This window comes from Pauljensenia sp. UMB3104, from assembly GCF_030217285.1.
GTDB lineage: Bacteria > Actinomycetota > Actinomycetes > Actinomycetales > Actinomycetaceae > Pauljensenia.
Genome location: NZ_JASONN010000024.1, coordinates 1 through 19,681, shown reverse-complemented (window position 1 = coordinate 19,681; position 19,681 = coordinate 1). Strand labels below are relative to the sequence as shown.

General features: G+C 64.0%; 18 protein-coding genes. 7 read left to right on the top strand and 11 right to left on the bottom strand.

The genetic code is table 11. The annotated features are described in order from the left end of the window. Positions 1-4 precede the first annotated feature (4 nt). Both QP415_RS09375 and QP415_RS09370 read left to right on the top strand, forming a co-directional pair. Positions 5-1,165, top strand: a complete 1,161-nt coding sequence (locus tag QP415_RS09375) for a hypothetical protein (protein WP_285099807.1) — start codon at positions 5-7, stop codon at positions 1,163-1,165. Beyond that, positions 1,162-2,388 carry a hypothetical protein gene (locus QP415_RS09370; protein ID WP_285099806.1) on the top strand — a complete coding sequence of 409 codons (1,227 nt, stop codon included), beginning with the start codon at positions 1,162-1,164 and terminating at the stop codon, positions 2,386-2,388. The genes QP415_RS09375 and QP415_RS09370 overlap by 4 nt, the downstream gene beginning before the upstream one ends. 339 nt (positions 2,389-2,727) lie before the next feature. Here the strand turns inward: QP415_RS09370 and QP415_RS09365 are convergent, their stop codons facing one another. The 3 genes from QP415_RS09365 to QP415_RS09355 form a co-directional block, all read right to left on the bottom strand. Further along, positions 2,728-3,405, bottom strand: a complete 678-nt coding sequence (locus QP415_RS09365) for a potassium channel family protein (RefSeq protein ID WP_016460986.1) — start codon at positions 3,403-3,405, stop codon at positions 2,728-2,730. Positions 3,406-3,693: 288 nt separating this feature from the next. Further along, positions 3,694-4,707 (bottom strand): DUF559 domain-containing protein, encoded by a 1,014-nt coding sequence (locus QP415_RS09360; RefSeq protein ID WP_048674701.1) that lies wholly within the window; start codon positions 4,705-4,707, stop codon positions 3,694-3,696. 692 nt (positions 4,708-5,399) lie between these two features. Further along, positions 5,400-6,962 (bottom strand): TrkH family potassium uptake protein, encoded by a 1,563-nt coding sequence (locus QP415_RS09355; protein ID WP_048675911.1) that lies wholly within the window; start codon positions 6,960-6,962, stop codon positions 5,400-5,402. 142 nt (positions 6,963-7,104) lie between these two features. On the opposite strand from QP415_RS09355, the gene QP415_RS09350 reads away from it, so the two are divergent. The 3 genes from QP415_RS09350 to QP415_RS09340 all read left to right on the top strand — a co-directional run bounded on the left by QP415_RS09350 (position 7,105) and on the right by QP415_RS09340 (position 8,239). Next, the gene (locus QP415_RS09350; RefSeq protein ID WP_003792089.1) at positions 7,105-7,323 is read left to right on the top strand and encodes a helix-turn-helix domain-containing protein; all 219 of its coding nucleotides are present in this window, start codon (positions 7,105-7,107) and stop codon (positions 7,321-7,323) included. Positions 7,324-7,407: 84 nt separating this feature from the next. Beyond that, on the top strand, positions 7,408-7,506 hold the full coding sequence (locus QP415_RS09345; protein ID WP_003792170.1) for a 30S ribosomal protein bS22: 99 nt from the start codon (positions 7,408-7,410) through the stop codon (positions 7,504-7,506). 64 nt (positions 7,507-7,570) lie between these two features. Further along, entirely contained in the window at positions 7,571-8,239 is a 669-nt protein-coding gene (locus QP415_RS09340; RefSeq protein WP_048675908.1) for a histidine phosphatase family protein, read from the top strand. 109 nt (positions 8,240-8,348) lie between these two features. Here the strand turns inward: QP415_RS09340 and QP415_RS09335 are convergent, their stop codons facing one another. Together QP415_RS09335 and QP415_RS09330 are read right to left on the bottom strand one after the other, a co-directional pair. Then, positions 8,349-8,741, bottom strand: a complete 393-nt coding sequence (locus QP415_RS09335; RefSeq protein WP_016460991.1) for a hypothetical protein — start codon at positions 8,739-8,741, stop codon at positions 8,349-8,351. A gap of 78 nt (positions 8,742-8,819) precedes the next feature. Then, entirely contained in the window at positions 8,820-9,725 is a 906-nt protein-coding gene (locus QP415_RS09330) for a ribokinase (RefSeq protein ID WP_016460992.1), read from the bottom strand. A 185-nt stretch (positions 9,726-9,910) separates the two neighbouring features. Here QP415_RS09330 and QP415_RS09325 point away from each other — a divergent pair, with 185 nt between their 5' ends. Then, the gene (locus QP415_RS09325; RefSeq protein WP_048675905.1) at positions 9,911-11,344 is read left to right on the top strand and encodes an MFS transporter; all 1,434 of its coding nucleotides are present in this window, start codon (positions 9,911-9,913) and stop codon (positions 11,342-11,344) included. A 77-nt stretch (positions 11,345-11,421) separates the two neighbouring features. Here QP415_RS09325 and QP415_RS09320 read toward each other — a convergent pair whose 3' ends face one another. From QP415_RS09320 to QP415_RS09295, 6 genes are all read right to left on the bottom strand, one after another. After that, on the bottom strand, positions 11,422-11,940 hold the full coding sequence (locus QP415_RS09320) for a DUF4853 domain-containing protein (protein WP_285099805.1): 519 nt from the start codon (positions 11,938-11,940) through the stop codon (positions 11,422-11,424). Between the two features lie 107 nt (positions 11,941-12,047). Then, positions 12,048-12,545, bottom strand: a complete 498-nt coding sequence (locus QP415_RS09315; RefSeq protein WP_285099804.1) for a DUF4853 domain-containing protein — start codon at positions 12,543-12,545, stop codon at positions 12,048-12,050. A 104-nt stretch (positions 12,546-12,649) separates the two neighbouring features. After that, positions 12,650-13,147, bottom strand: coding sequence for a DUF4853 domain-containing protein (locus QP415_RS09310; protein ID WP_285099803.1), 498 nt, complete (start codon positions 13,145-13,147; stop codon positions 12,650-12,652). A 77-nt stretch (positions 13,148-13,224) separates the two neighbouring features. Further along, complete coding sequence (locus QP415_RS09305) at positions 13,225-14,865, bottom strand: alpha/beta hydrolase (protein WP_285099802.1); 1,641 nt, start codon at positions 14,863-14,865, stop codon at positions 13,225-13,227. A gap of 193 nt (positions 14,866-15,058) precedes the next feature. Continuing rightward, a complete protein-coding gene (locus QP415_RS09300; protein WP_285099801.1) occupies positions 15,059-15,952 on the bottom strand; it encodes a 1,4-dihydroxy-2-naphthoate polyprenyltransferase in 894 nt (297 codons plus the stop codon). Positions 15,953-15,995: 43 nt separating this feature from the next. Next, entirely contained in the window at positions 15,996-17,318 is a 1,323-nt protein-coding gene (locus QP415_RS09295) for an AMP-binding protein (protein ID WP_285099800.1), read from the bottom strand. A gap of 218 nt (positions 17,319-17,536) precedes the next feature. Between QP415_RS09295 and QP415_RS09290 the strand changes: the two genes are divergently transcribed. Beyond that, on the top strand, positions 17,537-18,979 hold the full coding sequence (locus QP415_RS09290; RefSeq protein WP_285099799.1) for a L,D-transpeptidase family protein: 1,443 nt from the start codon (positions 17,537-17,539) through the stop codon (positions 18,977-18,979). Positions 18,980-19,681: the final 702 nt, after the last annotated feature.

Genomic DNA, 19,681 nt, shown 5'->3' with positions numbered 1-19,681 from the left:
ACCCATGGCAGACTACGATCTCGCAATCGACCTGGAGCGGCTCAAGAGCCACGCCAGTGAAGTGGACGAGTGCGCCAACACCCTCGACTCCTGCTACGACACCGCCACCCAGACCCTCGGGCAGGTCATCACGAACGCCTTCGGGCTGATGTTCATGCAGTACACCGCCGTGTGTACCTACCAGTTCTCGAATCTCGCGGCGATGATCAACGATGCCGCCGGTGCCGAACACCGCCTGAGCAACTGCCTCCTCGACCTCGAGCAGAGGATGCGCGACGCCGAGAAGGATAACGAGAAAATCGTGAAGGGGCCCGGGGAAGACCTCGACCCGGCGCCTCCCAGCGGCGAGACCCCCGACAACCCCAGCACCCCGCCGAGCGGAGGTACCCCTCCCAGCGGCAGCGTGCCTCCCGGCGGCGGGACCAGCATGCCTCCCGGCGGCAGCGGTGCGGCGCCCTCCCTCGGCTCCAGCGGGGGCATCTCGAACGGCGGCGTCAGCGGTACCACCGCCATGCCGAAACCGAACAACGCCGAAGACGTCATCAAGGGCCTCAACAAGGACAAGAAGGACGGCGACGACTCCCTCGCGAGCATGCTCGCCGGCCTCGACAAGTGCGCAGTGGGTGAAGACGAACTGCGCGCCTTCCTCGAAAAGCAGCGCGACGAGGAAAACGCCGACCTGAAGACCTTCTACGAACGCCAGAAGGAAGACCAGGCGAAGGCCCTCGAACGCTATGCGGAAGAGCACCCCGGCGAAGACATCACCGAGATTAAGTCGCTCATCGAGGACAACCAGAAGCAGCAGCAGGACGCGATGACGGACTTCCTCGCGAAGCAGCGCACCGAGGAAGAAACCCAGATCCGCGAATTCGTGAAGGACAACCCGCAGGCGACCGCCCAGCAGTTCGACACCTTCATGTCCAAGCAGCGCAACGAACAGCAGACCAGCTTCCGCGCCTTCGTTGACGAACAGCAGAAGACACAGAACGCGCGCATCGACGAATTCACGAAGGCTCACCCCGATTCGAAGCCCGAAGACGTCCGTTCCCTCTTTGAGAAGCAGGACAAGCACGGCGACCAGGACATCGAGACCTTCCTGACCCGCCAGCGTCAAGACGAAGAACGCACGCTGCGTCGCTTCATTTTTGAAGGAGTGAAGAAGTGAGCCCGCAACAGCCGGTATACACCCGTAGCGAGTGGATGGATGGATCCGACGAGGCCCTGGGCCCCATCGGCGATATCCGTGACGCCGCCATCCAGCTCGAGGCCGGAGACTGGAAGGGCGGTGCAGAGTCGGCGCTCAGCGCTGTCAGTGGTATCGCCGATCTCGCGACGGGCGGGCTCGGCGGCCTGATCAGCTACGGCGTTAACATCCTCCTGAACTACGTTGACCCCCTGAAGTTCTGGATGGATCAGCTCACCGGTGATTCCGCGCAGGTCAACGGCATGGCCATGACGTGGGCGTCCATCGGTGACTCGCTGCGTTCGACCGGCTCCGAACTTGAGTCGGGCGTCGCCAGCGCCATGGCGGACATGAAGGGCGAATCCGTGTCCCGCTACCAGTCGCGTCAGGGACAGGTCGTGAACTCGATCAACACGCTGGCCGAGGCCTCGGTGTCAGTGGGCAACGCGGTCGCGAAAGCCGCTGAGCTCGTCCAGAAAACGCACGACTACGTGTGCAAGCTGATCTCCGATATCATCGGCCAGGCCCTCGAAGGCGTGGCATTGGCGGGACTCACGTTCGGTGCCTCGCTCGCCAAAGCTGCGGTTGAAGTTGGCGAAAAGGCAATTGTCGAAGCTGCGAAGGTCGAGAACATCATCTCCTTGCTGAAGATGGCGTTCGACGAGCTGAAGTCCCTCTTCGACATCCTCACGGCGGCCGCACCCGCCTTCTTCAGCGCCATCCGCGAAGTCGGCAAGGAATGCGGCACCCCCGGTGGCGGCTGCTGCGGCGAAGGATCCTCCACGAGCAGCGACAAGCCCAGGAAGTCCCCCCTCGACGAGCCCATTCAGCCGTGCCCGGCAGAGGAAAAGGAAGACAAGCACATCATCGATAAGCTTGTCGACCCGTTCCTCGATCCCCTGCGCGCGGTGGAAGACGCCGTCAAGCCCATCGTCAAGCCCATCGGCGACGCGGCGCGCAAGGTCCTCGAGGACCCCGAAGGATACGGGCTTACCCGTCCCTTCACACCGAAGGTCCACGTTCCTCCGTCGACCGTGGGGCGCCAGATGGAGCGCGAACAGAACAACGGTTGGTCGAGCGCGTCCGGCGACTTCAGCGGTGACTCGGATGGGTCCAACAGTGGTTGGTCGAGTGCGTCCGGCGACTTCGGCGGCGACTCGGATGATTCCAACAGTGGTTGGTCGGGTTCTTCCGGCAGTTTCTAGGAGGTCTCGGAGCCACGATTGACCTCAACTGATGAAGGGGGGTGCCCCGCACAGAATCTGTGCGGGGCACCCCCTTCACTCATACGCCTCGGCAATCGTGCGAGATAACGCGTCCGTCGCGTGAACACACCGCCGCTGGCGCCTCGCATGAGAGCACACACCGTATGCCGCTATCCGTGGATTCGTGTCGTCACCGGCGGTTATGTGCCGCTGCTTTCCTCGTCGGTGCCCGCGGCAGCCCACTCTACTCGGCGTGTGCGCATACCTGCCCCGGCCTCGTCCAATCCCGCGAACCGTCAGCCACCCAGACGGCCGCCCCCAGCCTCGGCGCAATGCCAACTACGGACGGTTCGCGAAGTACTCCAGCAAGTGCGAGTCACCCGACACAATAATCTCGTCGTCAGCGTTGATACGGGTGGACGCATCCGCGTACTCAAAACGCTGCTTCGGATGACGCACAGCCAAAACATTCACGCCGTAGCGGCCTCGCAGATCCAGTTCCTCCAGCGAAAAACCGTGAACCTCCTGCGGGGGACGCAGCTTCATAATGGAGAAGCCGTCCTTCTCCATTTCGATATAGTCAACCATGCGGCCGCCCACCAGGTGCGCCGTGCGCTTGCCCGCATCCAGATCCGGGTAAACGACATGGTGCGCACCCACGCGACGCAGAATACGGCCATGCTGAGAGGACGTCGCCTTCACCCAGATCGATGAAATGCCCATGTCGACGAGGTTCGCCGTAATGAGCACCGCCGCCTCCAGCGAAGAGCCCACACCGACGACGGCGCTGCGGAACTCGCGCGCACCCAGCTGCTCAAGCGCGTCCTTAGAAGTCGCGTCAGCCTCAACAAGAGGGAAACGACCGGCGAAAGCCTGCACGCGCGCGGGATTCTTTTCAACCGCCAAGATCTCGTAGCCCAGCTGATCCTGCGTCACCGCCACTGCCGAGCCGAAACGGCCCAGCCCAATGACCAGCGTTCCCGACTGGAGTTCCTTTGACTCGCGTTCATCTGCCATACCCCCATTCTTCCTTGCGGGCGCGCGTGCCGCGAACGCTGCGGCCGCGCGTCGCGGGTGTGCGTGATGAGTACGAGGCGTGGGCGTCGCGGGCCGTTGCGTGTGTGGCGGGCGTGGTGCGTGTGCGGGATGGCTGCTCTGCTTAGCTGCGTGAAACGCGCGTGAAACGCTCGGGACATGGGGTCACGTTCCCGTACTGCGTCACCCTAGCGTTCTCGTGTGGCCTTGTCCTTGTTCTTCCTGTGCTGTGTTGCCCCTCTCCGTTATGTGCTCATGCCAGGGCGTCATTTAGCGGGCGGACCGGGAACGGATTGCGACCACGACCTGGGCGACGACCTCGTCAATGAGTGTCAGATCCGACCACCGAACCCGAATCACTTTCCAGCCCGCGCGCTCGAGGGCTCTCTGGCGACGCTGCTCGGCCTCGATTGAGTCATGTACCTGGCTGACGGTCTCCCCGTACTTGATGCGGCCATCGAACTCGATGGCAATCCTCAGCTCGGGTAAGGCAATATCAATGAAGTACGTGCGTCCGTCTATACAGACTTCTTCCTGCGTTGTTAACCCTGCGATGCCTGCGCGCAGCAGCGCGAGGAGAACCAAGGCCTCGCCGGGAGACTCACAACCAGCGTCAGCATGGTCCACGATCCAACGGGCGTGCCCGCGCCCTCTGGTGTTGCGGGGAGTGGCATCCAAGGCCTCGTGGAAATCCCTCCGCGCTTCCTCCTGCCGCGGCCGCGACGCATCCTGACGGAAACGATCAAACTGGCACGCGTGGGCCAACCCTGCGCAGGCGATGGGAAACCCGTGCTTTTCGTTGAGTAGGCGAGCGCAGTCAACAACAACTCGCGCCGGTGTCGCGATACGGAAACCCGCATATTCGATGGAAGACACTGGACGGCCCGGGCGGCACGTACGAACACATACGGAGGAGATACGGATGCTGTCATCAATGACGACTTCCGGGAAATGCACAAGGGTGGGGCACTTTCGCGACGGCGCATACAGCGTGAGTTGCCCGATGCGAGCCTCGCAGGGAAGGCCAAGCAGGTACGCGGCGACGCCGCCGCTGATGACGTAATCGGGATATCGCAGACTCAGCGCGCACATGCGAGCAATGAAAACCGCTGCTTCGCGCTCACGTGAGTTCAGTCCGATCAACCGTGCTGAAGGAATGCAAATGCCGGTGAGAAGACGAATGAGTTCTCCTTTCTGCACGCGCCTATGGATGCGATCCTTAGTCGCGTGCGAGTCAGCAACGACTAGGGAAGAACGGATGGACTCCACGTGGTCACGCAACATTGCAACTCCTTCGTTACGGGCTAGTAGGCCTCTTTGTTGGCGCATGAGTCCCACTGTGTGCCGATGGCGGGTACGATTCAAGCCTTCCGCGTGAGCCTGTGGATAACTACTCGTGGGAGAGACAGCCTGTGGACGACAAGTGGTTGCCGTTCTATTACCAAGGTGTGCGTGCTCTGTTGTGTGTGCCTGGCCAGGGTGTGTCTGAATTACACGTTGAGTGTTGAATCTGCGCGAAAAAGTTCGCCCTGCGGGGTGAATTGGTTCGGGAAACGCGAAAAAGTTCGCCCTGCTCGGGAAAAATGGCTAGATTTTGGTGTTTTTGGGCGCGCTGGGAGAGTTTTTTCGCGGTTTGGCCAAGGTGAGGCTGTTGCTGGGAGAGTTTATTCGCGCGGGAACGGTTGGAGGGGCGCGCTGGGAGAGTTTTTTCGCGGTTTGGCCAAGGTGAGGCTGTTGCTGGGCGAACTTTTTCGCGCGGGAACGGTTGGAGGGGCGTGCTGGGAGAGTTTTTTCGCGGTTTGGCCAAGATTGGGCTGTTGCTGGGCAAACTTTTTTGCGCGGGAACGGTTGGAGGCGCTCGCTGGGCGAACTTTTTCGCGCGGGAACGGTTGGATGGGCTCGCTGGGCGAACTTTTTCGCGCTCTGGCGTTATCAGGCCACCCGCCCGCGCGCCGCGCGGCGCCAACCGCCAGCAATTAGCCGATGATGGGCTGCTCTTCCGGCATGCGGATGACGCGGGAGCGCTGGCGCAGGGCCAGGGCCGCGGCCACGGTCATGGAGCCGGTGCGGCCCGCGAACATGAGGAAAATCAGCACGTATTTGGCGCCCACGGGCAGGATTGGGGTGATGCCGGTGGACAGGCCGACGGTCGCGAATGCTGACACGGTCTCGAAGAGGATGATGTCGAGCGTGTAGTCCGTCATCGACATCAGGAGCACGACGGAGATTGCGACGAGCGCCAGGCCCAGCAGGGACACGGCGACCGACAGGCGGATCGTGGAGGTCGGGATGCGCCGGCCGAAGGTTTCGATGTCGCGGTCGCCTCGGGCTTCGGCGATGACGGCGAGCACGAGGACAGCGAAGGTCGTGACCTTGACGCCGCCCGCGGTGGATGCGGAGCCGCCGCCGATCATCATGAGGATGTCCTGGACGAAGTGGGTTTGCGAGTGCATGGCGCCCACATCGAGCGCAGATAAGCCGGAAGAACGGGAGTTCACGCCGGCGAGCATGGCGTTGAGGATCTTCGACGGCGTATCGATTGCGCCGAGCGTCGTCGGGTTGTGCCACTCGGTGAGAGCCATTGCGAGGGCGCCGACGAATGCCAGAATCAGGTAGGTCGACAGTGTCAGCTTGGTGTGGAGGCGCCAGCGGCGCGGAGTGCGCAGGTTTTTGGCGACGTCCATGATGACGGGGAAGCCGATGGCGCCCACGGTTGTGCCCAGGATGATGGGGATGAGCATCCACCAGTCGGTGACGTGGGGCGCGAGGCCGTCGGGGAGGATGACGAAGCCGGCGTTGTTGAACACGGAGATCGCCATGAAGACGGCATCCCAGATGGCACGCACGGGGTCGAATCCCATGGCGAGGAAGCGGGGGAGGAACATGGCGGCGAGGAGTGCCTGCATGCTCAGTGATGTGGCGATGACGGCTTTGAGGAGCGTCGAGATCTGGCCCATGGCGCCGGTTCCCGTTTCCTGGGTGGCGAGCATGCGCTGGGTGAGGCCGAGGTGGCGTGACACCGCGAATCCGAGGATTGATGCGAGGGTCATGACGCCCAGGCCGCCGACGACGATGCCGGCGGCGATGACGGCTTGGCCGAAGGGGGACCAGTAGGTCGCGGTGTCGACGGTGGTCAGGCCGGTGACGCACACGGCGGATACGGCGGTGAAGAGTACGTCGACGAAGGGCGCGGACGTGTCCGACGAGGAGGAGATGGGGAGCATCAGGAGCGCGGTGATGACGCCGATGATGAGTGCGAAGGTGCCCAGTGCGAGGCGTGCGGGCGAGTAGCGTGCTTGGCGTGAGAGCCAGGCGCGCACTCGCTGCATGCGGGAGGTGGGGACCTGGGGGTGGGGGCCGCTGGGTCCTCCGGGGATTTGGCGGACGATGGGGGAGGGCTGTGGGCTGAGGGTTTCCTCTGAGAGTGCGGGGGACGAGGCCGGGACGTGCCCGTGCATCAGGGCTCGGGTGGCGCCGGGTTGGGGACGTAAGCGAGGTGTCTTCGCTCGCTGTTGTCGACCCTTACGTGCCGGTGCCATCGCTGCTCCTTAACGACTCTGCAACAAAACTGGACAAAGTTGCAGTTTCCATGTGGTTGGGCAGTAGTATATTTCGTGAGGCTACGTAAGCGGTGAACGAATCGGGTTTAGCGCGCCTCGCGAGCATACTGGGAGTCAGTAAATGGAACAGCAGTCGGCGCCGCGTTTTATGACTGTCACGGAAGTGGCGGACATCATGCGCGTCTCTAAGATGACTGTGTACCGCTTGATTCACAGTGGCGAAATGCCCGCGATTCGCGTCGGAAAGAGCTTCCGAGTCCCGGAGGCCGCGGTCGCCCAGATGATCCAGGCTGGTATGGCGGATCACTCTGGTGACCAGGCTCGCGTCATTGGCGGGTAGTATAGGCACGATGTGCCCGTCTCGGGCACCCATCATCCATCAGCGGTAGTACCTCTGCCGCACACACTACGAGGGAGGAACCCCATGGGCTCCGTCATCAAGAAGCGCCGCAAGCGCATGGCGAAGAAGAAGCACCGCAAGCTCCTGCGCAAGACGCGTCACCAGCGTCGCAACAAGAAGTGAGCGAGCGGAGGCCCGGCCTTTTGGTCGGGCCTCTCGTGTATCCGGGCCCCTATACTTGGGTGTTATGGAACGCACCATTATTCACGTTATGCGCCACGGTGAGGTGGACAATCCGAACGGTGTTTTGTACGGGCGTCTGCCTGGTTTTGGGCTGACGGAGCTGGGCCATGCGATGGCTGCTCGCGCCGCGGAGTACCTGGTGGATTCGGGTGCGGATATTACGCGCGTGATTTCTTCGCCGCTGCTGCGCGCGCAGTTGACGGCGGCGCCGACGGCGGCGGCGTATGGTCTGACGATTGAGTCGGATCCGCGTCTCATTGAGTCCGATAACGTGTTTGAGGGTATGCCGGTGAATTCGAATCGGGCGATGCTGGCGAATCCGAAGTACTACAAGTACTACTGCAATCCGCTGCGTCCCTCGTGGGGTGAGCCGTATCGGGATGTTGCGTCGCGTATGAGTGCGGCCCTGTCGTCGGCTTTGCGTGCGGCGCGGGGGCATGAGGCGTTGGTGGTGTCGCATCAGAATCCGATCGTGACGCTGACGCGTTTCGTGAATGGCCAGCCGTTGCCTCATTCTCCGAAGTCGCGCCACTGCGCGCTCGCGTCGATCACGTCGTTCATTTTTTCGGGTGCGACGCTCGTGGGGACGTCATACGCGGAGCCTGCGGCGGACCTCGTCGCGATTGCCAAGGATATGACGCCGGGGGATTCGCAGGCGGATCTGCGCCGCTGACCGTAGCGTCCGGGCTGACCGTAGCGGCCGGGGTGTCGGGTCGCGCTGCGGTAGGGCGTGTCTGAGGCGCGCGACAAGCAGCGCCTGAGGTGGACGGTAACGGTGCCCCTTAGTGGGCCTCGTCGCCCGAGGCCTCGGTGGGGTCGGGTGCGTCGCCGTCGGAGCGCTTGCGGCGCTCGCGCTCGCGGCGTTCTTCCTCGCGGCGCTTGCGTTGGATGTCGCGCTCGAGGCGGAAGAGGAACTCGGGGTCGTCGTCGGGGGCAGAGGGGCGCTTGGGGGCCTCGGGCGTGCGCGTCTGCTTCTTTTCTGCGCGGGATACCCAACGCAGGACGAGCCACGCGATGGGGCCGATGGCGGCGACCGTCGCGGTGAACAGGATGATCATGAGCCATATCGGCTTGGCGATTTTGCCGGGCATCTCGTCTTCGGGCGTGCGGTGCCAGTCGGCGGCAGCGTAGATGGTGACTGCGAGCATTGCGACGACGAGGGCGATTCTGACCATGCCCCTAGCATAGGGGCGTGGGGCGCCTCACGCTGGCGCGTTCACTCCCGGAGCAATCGGGGGTGTTCCGTGTGGCGTTTAGACGCGTGTTACGCGGGGGAGCGCTGCGTACGAGGGGGCGGCGCCGGGCGCGAGGACCGCGGTCGAGCCGGCCCGGATGCCGTCGGCCACGGCCTCGTCGAAGGGCTTGCCGAGGGCCATCGCGGCCGCCAGCGCGCCCACGCACGCGTCCCCGGCCCCCGTGGTGTCCACGGCCTCGCCGAGGGTGAGGGCGGGGCAGTGCCCGGCCTCGCTGCCCGACGCCCACGCAGCCCCATCCGCGCCCAGGGTGACCATGACGTGCTTGGGGCCGAGGCCTCGTAGCGCCCGCGCGACGCCGATCGCCTCCATGGGGCCAGCAGGGGCGGGCATACCGAGCGTGAGGCCGGCCTCCGTCTCGTTGACAACGAGGATGTCCGTGCGCGCCATGAGCGCGGGGTCCGTCGGGCGTGCGGGAGCGAGGTTGAGCAGGACGCGCGCGCCGAAGGAATGCGCCCACGCGAGGGCTTCGGCATTGGCGCGCTCGGGGATCTCCGCCTGGAGGACGACGATGTCGGAGGGTGCGGGGAACAACGAGGCCTTGGCTGGCTCAACGCTCACGGTCGCGTTCGCGCCTGCGTCCAGGATGATCGTGTTTTCTCCCGATGCGGCCACCGTGATGAGTGCGGTTCCCGAGGGGCCGTCGGCCTCGCGCAGGTGCGTGACGTCCACGCCGTGGGATGCCAGGTCGCAGCGCAGGCGCTGGCCCGAGGGGTCTGAGCCGAGCGCGCCGACGAAGACGACGGTGGCTCCCGAGTGTGCGGCGGCGGCCGCCTGGTTTGCGCCTTTGCCGCCGAGGCTGTAGCTGAGCGAGGTGCCAGAGAGTGTTTCGCCGGGGGAGGGGAAACGGTCGACCGTGACCGTGACATCCTGGTTGATGGAACCGACGACAATGACGCGTGCCATGAGCGCTCCTTTGCGATGGGATGCTCTATTGTGCCACGTCACAGAGGTGTCGTCGCGTATTTTGGCGCCTCCTCGGTGGAGTTGGTGGCGCGGCTTAGCCCAAACGAAGTGTTAAGTGCAGCTTCATTCGCGCACTAGTTTCCTGCAATACTGCTAAACGGTTGATTTGTGGTGAACTAATCGCCGTGCGCACGCTCCGCTTCTTCATCTCCTCGCGAGCGGCAGGTCCCACCTGCCGCGTCGCCACCGTACCGTCACAGGTGATCCGAGGAACGGCCTCGGCCCCCACGGTCAACGTGCGCACGATCGCGACCGACGGTGAATATGCGCACGGCCCGGCGCGCGTGCTCCTGCCGCTTCTTGGCATCTACGCGCTCGGGACCGTCTCCCTTCAGGGGTTTAACCTGGTCTACCTGCGCGTCGCCCAAGACATCGGCGCGGGGGACGCCTCCGGCCTGATCACCGCGATTCCCGGCATCGTCCTCGGCGTCGCCTGCTTCCTGTACGGAACCCTCGGCGACTTCATCCCGCTGCGACGCATCGTCGACGTGGGCATCGGACTCATCGTCGCGGGGTCCCTGCTCGGCTTTGCCTTCTCCTCGTCCCTGGTCGGCGTCATCGTCGCCCGCGCCCTCCAAACCCTCGGATACCAAGCCGCCGCCTCCGCGTACATGATCCTGGCGACCGCCATCCGCGACCCGAAGAAACGAGGCCTCTACGTGGGCCTCATGTGCGCGGCCTTCCAGGGCGGCACCGCGATCGGCATGCTGGCCGGCGGTATCCTCGCCGACATCAACTGGGCTCTGCTCCTCCTCATTCCCCTGGGTGGCCTCGCCTGCCTGCCGATCATGGGGCGTCGCGTGCCCGCGCGTGCGCACGCCGGACGCCTCGATATCGTCGGCCTCGCGATCTTCTCCTCCCTGGCCCTGCTGCTCACCCTGGTCGCCGCGAACCCGCACTGGTGGCTCATCGCCGGCCTCATCCTCGGCGGCGTCCTCTTCTGGCGCTACATCGGACGTGCGCGAGCCCCCTTCATCACGCGTTCCTTCTTCACGAACGTGCCGTGGGCGCGCTCGATCAGCCTCATCCTGATCGTCTACTGCATGAACTTCACGGTCGCGCCCCTCATGAACGGCATCGGCGCCGCCAACTACGGGCTCACGCCCGCGCAGGTCTCCGTGCGCCTGCTGCCCGCCTACTGCGTCGCCCTGACCACCGCCATGACGTCGGGCGCGGTCATGTCGCGCATCGGGCGCGGCCGTACCGTGCGCGCGTGCGTCAGCCTCATCCTCACGGGTACCGTCCTTATTGCGCTGTGCATGAGCATGGGCCCGTGGGTCATCACCGTCGCCATGTGCTTCATCTACGCCGGCTTCGGCGCTCTGTTTACACCCATCTACGACACCGTTTTTGCGACCGTCGCTCCCGGACAGAACGGGCGCGCCGTGGCCATGAACGACCTCGCCATGCAGGGCAGCGCCGCGATCGGCATCGGCGTGTTTACGCCGTGGCTCGCGTCGGGCGCTTTCCGGGCCGTCGCCCTCGTCTGCATCGTCGCCGCAGCGACCGGCATCGCGGGCGACTGGCTGCACGAATACCTGTACCGTCGCGGGCGCTGAGCTACTTTCTCACTCGCGGTGCATGCGCGCGAGGAGCGCGAGTGGTCGCGCTCCTCGGCGTGCGGTTGCTTGTTGCGTCATCCTTGTCCTGCCGGTGGGAGGTTGGGGTCGAACCAGTCTGGGGTGCGGCCGGGCGTATCAAAGAGCTTCTTGGGGTCGCCTGCCGAGCCGTCGGAGCGAAGCGGCTCGGTGTAGTAGAAGTAGGAACTATCCATGATTTGGCCGACGAGAACGCTCACAGTTGCGCCATAGCGTTCATTCGTCCAGTAGAAGTTGGCGCGGGTGTCCCCATCAGCCGTGTACTCCTCTTCCATCATGGTGAACCCCAGTGGCTCGAGGTAGGAGTTGATGGTGGTACGCACCTTATCGACGTCGTGCTCCTCGAACCAGTAGTGCCTGGTCATCATGCTGTACAGGTACTGGTCTCCGTACGGAATCGCGCTAATGAAATCGCCGCCACTGTACGTGCGGATGTTCTCGCTGGTGAGTAGTTCATTGCGCGCGGCGATGAGAGCGGGCTCGATATCTCGCTGGAAGGCCTCGATGGGTTCCATCTGATCTGCCCGGCTCAGTGCCTCGGCGTGCTGCGGATTCATGCCGCGTCCTCCTAGATGTGATGCGCAGGCAGTGAGTACCAGCGCCAGGAGGGTGCACGCGAGGAGCACGAGTGCTCGCGCTCCTCGGCGTTCTGCTGTTCGTTGCGTCATCCTTGTCCTGCCGGTGGGAGGTTGGGGTCGAACCAGTCGGGGATGCGTCCGGGCTGGTCGATCAGCTGTGTGGGATCGCCGTTGGATCCATCTGAGGGGTTGCCTACCGTGTAGTAGTAGGTGGAGGTTTGCTCGCCCAGTCGCGTCGTCGCCGAGACCACGGCGTGGTACTCCTCGTGGGTCCACAGGTAGTCAACGATCTCAACTCCGCCGGAGGTCCAGCGATCTTCGGAGAGCTCGAATCCGAGGGGCAGGAGGTGTTTGTTGTAGGTGTCGCGGATGCGGTCTGTGTCCAGCTCGGTAAAGAAGAACATGCGCGAGTGGAAGGAATATACGTTCTTTCCGTCCTCCATGTAGGCAGCAATGGAGTAGTTGTTCTTGTATGCCATGAAGTTCTCGGCGGTGACGAGCTCATTACGTGCCGTGATGATGGTGGGCTCGAGGTCACGTTGGAAAGCCTCGACGGATTTCACCGGGGGAGCGCTCGGGGTCATGGATCCTCCAAAAAACGGTGCGCACGCGGTGGTGCACAGCGCCAGGAGGGTGCAGGCGAGGAGCGTGAGTGATCGCGCTCCTCGCCTGCGTTGGACGCTTGTGATCATTTCTGGTCTGCTGGTGGGAGGTTGGGGTCGAACCAGTCGGGGATGCGTCCGGGTTGGTCGATGAGCTGCTTGGGGTCGGAGGTTGATCCGTCCGAGGGGTTCCCCTGTGTGTAGTAGTACGTGGAGGTCTGCTCGCCCAGTCGCGTCGTCGCTGATACGACGGCGTGGTATTCCTCGTTAATCCACATGTAATCGACGATCTCGACTCCGTCGGAGGTCCAGTGTTCTTCGGTCAGTTTGAATCCGAGGGGGATGAGGCGTTCGCTGTAGATCTCACGGATGTGGTCCGTGTCCAGCTCGGTGAAGAAGAACATGCGCGAATGGAGAGAATAAAGGTCCTTCCCATCATCCATGTACTTGGAGATGGAGTAATTGTCTTTGTACGCCATGAAGTTCTCGGCGGTGACGAGCTCGTTGCGCGCGGCAATGATGGTGGGCTCAAGGTCGTGCTGGAAGGCCTCGATGGATTTGACCTGGGGGCTAAACGGGTTCATGGATCCTCCGAAAAACGGTGCGCACGCGGCACATGCGATAACTGAAAAAAATGCGAGAAGGGCGGCGAAAAGCTTTCTCATGAGGGAGGATTTCCTCCGATGACGCGGCCGATGTCGCGGTTTGCCTGTGTGCCCTCTGTGAAGTAGTCGCTGTGCGATCCGAAAGGATCTGGGATAGGGACCAGTGTGGGGGTCAGCGTCCATTTGAATCCACCAACGTCACCTGACAGGTGCTTGTACCCGTCCATTGTGTCGGGGTTCTTTCCAAACGAGGAGTCTGGGCCTACCCCCTGGACCATGTCGTTCACGTACGGGGCGGCGCTGACGTAGGTGTGTCCCTCGGGGACGTGGAACTCGCCCACGTCCTGGACACCCGAGCCGGGTGAGCCGAATTGCACCAGGTCGTCGATGACGCCATCTCCCACGAGTGTTGCAGCGATGCCGGCCGTGGTCGAGCCGTAGGAGTGGCTGGCGACGGTAATATGCGCGTCGCCAGCGCCATGCTCGCGAGCCGCGTCGATGCCGGTCAGGAAGCTGGAGAGCTTCTTGGCGCCAGCCTGAGCCATGTTGGTGTTTGACGCTGCGAGGACACCGGGAGGCGCGTCGTAACCGAAGAACGAGACCATCGCGACCTTTTCTCCGGGAGCTGCTGCCTTTTGTGCTGATTGACGCATAACTGTGGCGTGCGTGTCGTAATCGAGGATGGAACCATCCTCGCCGTTACCTGCGACGCTCGTCGTCATGCCGGGCACGATGACGCCGATGTGCTGAGAGTCGTCGGGGTTATTTTGCGAGACCGCAGCAAGGATATTCGGCCCGCTCGGGTCAAGCTGCATCAGGTAGCGAGGAACGCCGTCGGACTCCTGCTTGAGAGTCTCGTCAATTTGATCCAAAGCCTTGACACGAGCTGATAGGCGACAGAATTCCTCAAATTCTGGGCCGTTCATGTCGGGGCCCACCTTCGCGACGTACGCGTCCAGCTCCTCCTTTGCTTGCTTCTGGAGCCGTGGCAGCATAATCCGATTCGCCTGATTGCGCGACGTATAGTCGACGCCCTCAAGGTTGCCGATGACGTCCGGATGCTGCTCGATCATCCACTGCTTGTCCTTGTCGGAAAGGGAGTTCCACCAGGACGCAACTTCCTGCGCTGAGGCGCCGGCAGGAGGCAGCGAGGGGCGCACCTTGTTCATAGCAGAGTAGTGAACGTTATTGTCGTAGGTTCCCGCGTCCAATGCAGACATTTTCTGCGAGAGGGAATCGACGAGCTCCCGTGCCCGCTTGAGGGCCGCGTTCACCCGCTCTTGCGCGGTGTCGACCATGTACTTGACGTCGAGGATATTCTTTCCGGCCTTTTTGAGCCTCTTCACCTGCGCGGCGTCTATTGACACGTTTCCACTCGAGTCAATAGTCATATTCCAGGACTGTGCCAGCTGCTTTGCGTCGTCAGCGTTCGCGCGGACTTCGTTGATGCCCTGAGCGCCCTCTGAGGCGATCTCGGCTGAGCTGATGAGGAAGTTAACCTCTTTCTCGATAGCCATAATGCGCTTGTGCAACGCGACCTTGGCGGCCTTGACCGTTTGGCTTGAACCAACGAGGCTACCCAGTCGTTCTGCGAGGCCATCGCCAGCAGCCTGCAGCAGGCGCTGCTTATTCTCGCACTCCGTTGCATGCTTCTGCAGCGGCGCGGATTCCCATTGCTGGATGTCTGTCCAGTTCACGGCTTCATCACCGAACCCAGGGCGACCGTGCCCATCGGGGCGTGCACGCCCGGCGTGTAGGAATCATTGCTCATCGTGGCCTCCGCGTAAACGGTGAGTAGTGCTGTGGGTCATCCTACCTGACAGGCGGTCGTTTTTCAGTGCCCGACGAGGCCCCGTGAGCGTGAGGAGCCCCGGCCACGTCGATAAAAACCTAGGCAATCACGAGGGCGATGGCCGCGAGAATACTCCACGACAGCGTGAAAAAACCGGTGTTGCGCAGCACCGTGATGAGCTCGCGACCGGAGGCCCCCGTGAGGACCGGGAGGCTCACGCCGACCGCCCACGCGGCCGCGCCCACGCCCAGCGCGCACGTCGCCAGCGGATGCAAGCCAACCCCCGCGCCGAGCGCCGCGATCAACACAACCGGAAGCCACGCGCACGCCGCGTACACCCAGCGCGACGTCCGGTCGCCCAGGCGCACGGCCGCCGTCATCTTGCCCGACTCGCGATCCGTCGGAATATCACGAATGTTATTGGCCATCAGCAGCGCCACCGACAGCAGGCCCAGCGCCGACGCGCTCATCCACAGCCACCACGGAGCCGACTGCACCTGCGTCCACGTCGTGCCCACGCACGCCAGCAGACCGAAAAACACAAAGACCATCAGCTCGGACAGTCCAATACCCATGTAGGCGTAGGGGTGCTTGCCGCCCGTGTAGAACCATGCGGCCACGACCGCCGCCGCGCCCGCGGCGATCAGCCACCACGTGCCAGAAATCGCGACCAGCGCGAGGCCGGCGACCCCAGCCAGCGCAAACGAACCCAACGCCGCCGCCAGGACCGTCTTCGGCTTTGCGAGGCCCCCGCCCGTCAGACGCGCAGGCCCCTTGCGATTGTCATCCGTCCCGCGAATGCCATCCGAATAATCATTCGCGTAATTGACCCCCACCTGCAACGCCAGCGCCACCAGGAGCGCCAGGGACGCGCGCAGCGCGCTGAAACCCCCCAGGTAATGCGCGGCCGCCGACCCCACGATCACGGGTGCGGCGGCGGCAGGGAGGGTGCGCAGGCGAGCGCCTTCAATCCAATTCGAAACGGAAGCCATGCCCACCAGTGTAGTTGGAGCGGACGCTCACCCGGGCAGCGGGTTAGCGCACCCACGCCCGTTCGGTGCCCGAGGCCTCGGCTGCGGCCTGCGCCGCCGCAGCACGATCGACCTTATCGAAACCCAGATAGGGCAGAGCGTCGACCGCCACAACCCGACGAGGAGCCTGCGCGCGCCCAATCCGAGCGGCCGCGTGCTCGCGCACCGCCGAACCGAGCTCCGCCATCTCCAACGAATCCGACGGCATCTGCTCGGGCACCACCAGCGCAGTCACCACGTGACCCCACTTCTCATCCGGCGACGCCATGATCCACGCATCCGACACGCCCTCGAACGAGCGGACCGCCCGGCGCACCGGACCCGGCGCAATCGACAGACCGCCCGAAACGATCACGTCGTCCGCGCGGCCACGTACCTCCACCGTCCCGGAAGCCCGGATAATGCCCAAGTCCCCGGTGAGCAGCCAGCGGTGGCCGCCCTCGTCGAAGAAAGGACTCTCCGCATCCAGGTAACGAGTCATCAGCGTCGGGCCGTTAATCGCCAGGCGCGTGCGCCCGTCCCAGTCGACCGCGCGCACCGACGTGCCCGGCAGCGGCTTACCGTCGTACACGCAGCCGCCCGCCGTCTCCGTCATGCCGTACGTGAGGCGCACCTTCAGGCCAGCCTCGGTCGCGCGGGCAAGCAGCTGATGATTCGTTGCCGCGCCCCCCACGAGGATCGCCGACAGGGAACGCATCGGCCCCACGACCTCCTCGCCCGCCTCGAGGCACTGTGCGAGCTGGGTGGGCACGAGCGACAGGTAGCCGGGCATCCCGTCCTGCGTGGCGCCCGCAATAGCGGGCAGGAGCGCGCGGGAATCAAAGCCCTCGGACGTATCCACGATCTGCGGATTCGTCTCCGCGACCGCCGCGCGCAGCAGAATCATCGCGCCCGCAATGTGGTGCGCCGGCAGCGCCAGGATCCAACGGCCCGGGCCGTCCAGAGCCAGCTCGGTGGCCTTCGCCGAAGCAATGAGAGCCTCAATCGACAGGCCGACGAGGCGTGGGGTGCCCGCGCTCGACCCCGACGTCGGAACGACCAGGTCAATACCGTCGAAGAAATGCGGGTCCGCGTTCATCGCCTCGGCGAGGCCGGGGTAGCGGTCCTCGGGGAACGCATCCTCGGGGGTCACCGCCGAGCCGCGCAGGGTTGCCGGAGGCACATCCCCAGGTGTGCGCAGGATAACAACCGTGTGCGGCGCCGGATGATCCGGGTCCGCCTGGCGCTCCTCGTACAGCTCCACAAGCTTGTGAATCGACGCGTTCGCCAGAGCGACGGCACCGATAGAGGTGCCTCCGGGCACAACAAGAAGTCGCGGCGCAGCCATGATGAGCCTCCCAAAATCGACGGCAAACGCGTATACAACCAGGATAAAGGCTTGCGTTCTCGCAGGTGGCGAAGGGAGTCGCGGCAATAATCACGTTTGTCGGTTGTTGTGTTGGATGAAAGGGCGGAATTTCGCCCCTTTCCGTGTGGTCGATAACTCAGCTGAAAATTCAACGGAATTTACCCACAAGCGCACACGAGGCTATACGATAAGAAACGATGCTCAAGAAACTATCCCTGAAAACCAGATGGGCGATCGGCGTTGTGAGCGCCCTCGTCCTCCTCGTCGTATGCGCCGGCGTCGTCTACGCCGCCAACTACTCCGGACGCGCCCTGCCCGGCACGACCATCGCCGGGGCCTCCGTCGCGGGCATGACCCGCGACCAAGTCGTCTCCGCAGTGAACCAGCGTGCCGACGCCACCAACGTGACCCTCACGGTCGAAGGCAAGACCACGCAGGCCTCGCTCAACGAAGCGGGTATCACGGTCGACGCCGACGAGACCGCCGACGCCGCAATGAAGGGCTCCACGTCCTTCCCCGCGTTCGTCAGTGCGCTGTTCTCTCAGCGCAACGTCGACCCCGTCGTCACCGTCAGCGAGGAATCCATCAAGAAGCTCGCGGCCACCGCGAACTCCACCCTGACCTCGGAAATGAAGGACGCCGCGGTCGTCGTCGCGCAAGACGGTGAATCCTTCACCGCCACCCCCGCGCAAAACGGCAACGGCGTGTCCACAGACGACGTGGCCGCCGCCGTCAAGCAGGCCGGCGCCACCCTCACCTCCGTCACCCAGGACGTCAGCGTGCGCCAGATGGAGCCCTCCATCACCACCGAGAACGCGCAGGTCGCCGCTGAGAAGGCCAACGCCCTCCTCGACACGCCGATCGAAATCTCCGACGGCATCGACACCTTCACCGCCGAGCGCTCCGACAAGGTCCAGTGGGTCGAATTCCTCACCAAGGATGACGGTAGCCTGGATGCGCCCTCCATCAGCACCGTCAAGGTCGCCGACTGGGTCAACGCCCTGGCCGCCAAGACCGACGTCAAGCCTGAAAACCGCGTCGACAACGTTGACTCCCAAGGCAACGTCCTGACCGTTGCGCGCGAAGGTAAGAAGGGCCTCAAGACCAACAACACCGAACAGATCACCAAGGACGTCGTCGCCGCTATGACCGACGGCAAGGCCTATGAGGGCCTGTTCCACTACGACGACGTCGAGCCCGGCTCCGAGACCAAGCAGGTCGCCGAAGGCACCGAAAACCTGGTCTACCAGGCCGCCGAAGGCGAAAAGTGGGTCGATATCAACCTGTCCGACGCCTCCGTCACCGCCTACATCGGCGGCAAGGTCGCCGGCGGCCCCTTCTACATGGTCCCCGGCGCACCCGACACGCCGACCGTCACCGGCACCTTCCACGTCTACCTCAAGTACGACGTGCAAACCATGCGCGGTGAAAACGCCGACGGTACCAAGTACGAGACCGAAGGCGTCCCGTGGGTCACCTACTTCACCGGCTCCTACGCCATGCACGGTGCTCCCTGGCGCTCTTCCTTCGGCTGGAGCGGCTACGGCGGCTCCCACGGCTGCGTGAACATGCCCGTCGACGCCGCGAAGTTCATCTACGACTGGACCGACATGGGCGACACGGTGGTCGTGCACTACTGACAGCTGACTGCTGTGGTGCACTGGTGATCACCTGTCGTGTGGCGCCACCTGCCGCGCAGGGCCACCTGCCGCGTAGCGCCAATAATCACTGAGCATTGAGGGCGGGCCGGAACCGAGGGATTCCGGCCCGCTTTCTGTTGTGTATGTGGTTGTGGTTGTGGGTCGGGATGGTGTTCCGGGCGCCGTCTGATCCTGCTGTGGGGCCGGGCTGCTTGGTGCGCCCGTGGGCGGCGGCCCGCCCGCGAGATCGCCACACGCGAGCCTGACGGCTCGGAGTGGTCGATCTCGAAGCCCGGCCAGGCCCCGCCACCGCCCACGGCCGCCGCAGCCAGGCCCTTCGGTTCCGCCGCCTACGGCCGCCGCAGCCAGGCCCTTCGGTTCCGCCGCCTACGGCCGCTGCAGCTAGGCCTTTCGGTCCCGCTGCCGCCTACGGCCGCCGCAGCCAGGCCCTTCGGTTCCGCCGCCTACGGCCGCCGCAGCCAGGCCCTTCGGTTCCGCCGCCGCCTACGTCCGCCGCAGCCGGGCCCCGTCTCGAAGCCTGGCCAGGCCCCTCCGGCGGCGACCTTAAATATCAGCGCATACAACCTTCGTCAGCACTTCCTGTTCTATCCCCAGTGCGCGAAATAATTCGCCCTGTGTGGCTTGTTGCTTGCTTGTGCGCGAAAAAATTCGCCCTGTGTGGCTTGTTGCTTGCTTGTGCGC

What these genes read in the sequence shown, in the direction of transcription:
- QP415_RS09375 (WP_285099807.1), top strand. Translation starts at nt 5, where the DNA reads ATGGCAGACTACGATCTCGCAATCGACCTGGAGCGGCTCAAGAGCCAC.
- QP415_RS09365 (WP_016460986.1), bottom strand. Translation starts at nt 3,405, where the DNA reads ATGGCAGATGAACGCGAGTCAAAGGAACTCCAGTCGGGAACGCTGGTC.
- QP415_RS09360 (WP_048674701.1), bottom strand. Translation starts at nt 4,707, where the DNA reads ATGTTGCGTGACCACGTGGAGTCCATCCGTTCTTCCCTAGTCGTTGCT.
- QP415_RS09355 (WP_048675911.1), bottom strand. Translation starts at nt 6,962, where the DNA reads ATGGCACCGGCACGTAAGGGTCGACAACAGCGAGCGAAGACACCTCGC.
- QP415_RS09350 (WP_003792089.1), top strand. Translation starts at nt 7,105, where the DNA reads ATGGAACAGCAGTCGGCGCCGCGTTTTATGACTGTCACGGAAGTGGCG.
- QP415_RS09345 (WP_003792170.1), top strand. Translation starts at nt 7,408, where the DNA reads ATGGGCTCCGTCATCAAGAAGCGCCGCAAGCGCATGGCGAAGAAGAAG.
- QP415_RS09340 (WP_048675908.1), top strand. Translation starts at nt 7,571, where the DNA reads ATGGAACGCACCATTATTCACGTTATGCGCCACGGTGAGGTGGACAAT.
- QP415_RS09335 (WP_016460991.1), bottom strand. Translation starts at nt 8,741, where the DNA reads ATGGTCAGAATCGCCCTCGTCGTCGCAATGCTCGCAGTCACCATCTAC.
- QP415_RS09330 (WP_016460992.1), bottom strand. Translation starts at nt 9,725, where the DNA reads ATGGCACGCGTCATTGTCGTCGGTTCCATCAACCAGGATGTCACGGTC.
- QP415_RS09320 (WP_285099805.1), bottom strand. Translation starts at nt 11,940, where the DNA reads ATGAATCCGCAGCACGCCGAGGCACTGAGCCGGGCAGATCAGATGGAA.
- QP415_RS09315 (WP_285099804.1), bottom strand. Translation starts at nt 12,545, where the DNA reads ATGACCCCGAGCGCTCCCCCGGTGAAATCCGTCGAGGCTTTCCAACGT.
- QP415_RS09310 (WP_285099803.1), bottom strand. Translation starts at nt 13,147, where the DNA reads ATGAACCCGTTTAGCCCCCAGGTCAAATCCATCGAGGCCTTCCAGCAC.
- QP415_RS09300 (WP_285099801.1), bottom strand. Translation starts at nt 15,952, where the DNA reads ATGGCTTCCGTTTCGAATTGGATTGAAGGCGCTCGCCTGCGCACCCTC.
- QP415_RS09295 (WP_285099800.1), bottom strand. Translation starts at nt 17,318, where the DNA reads ATGGCTGCGCCGCGACTTCTTGTTGTGCCCGGAGGCACCTCTATCGGT.
- QP415_RS09290 (WP_285099799.1), top strand. Translation starts at nt 17,537, where the DNA reads ATGCTCAAGAAACTATCCCTGAAAACCAGATGGGCGATCGGCGTTGTG.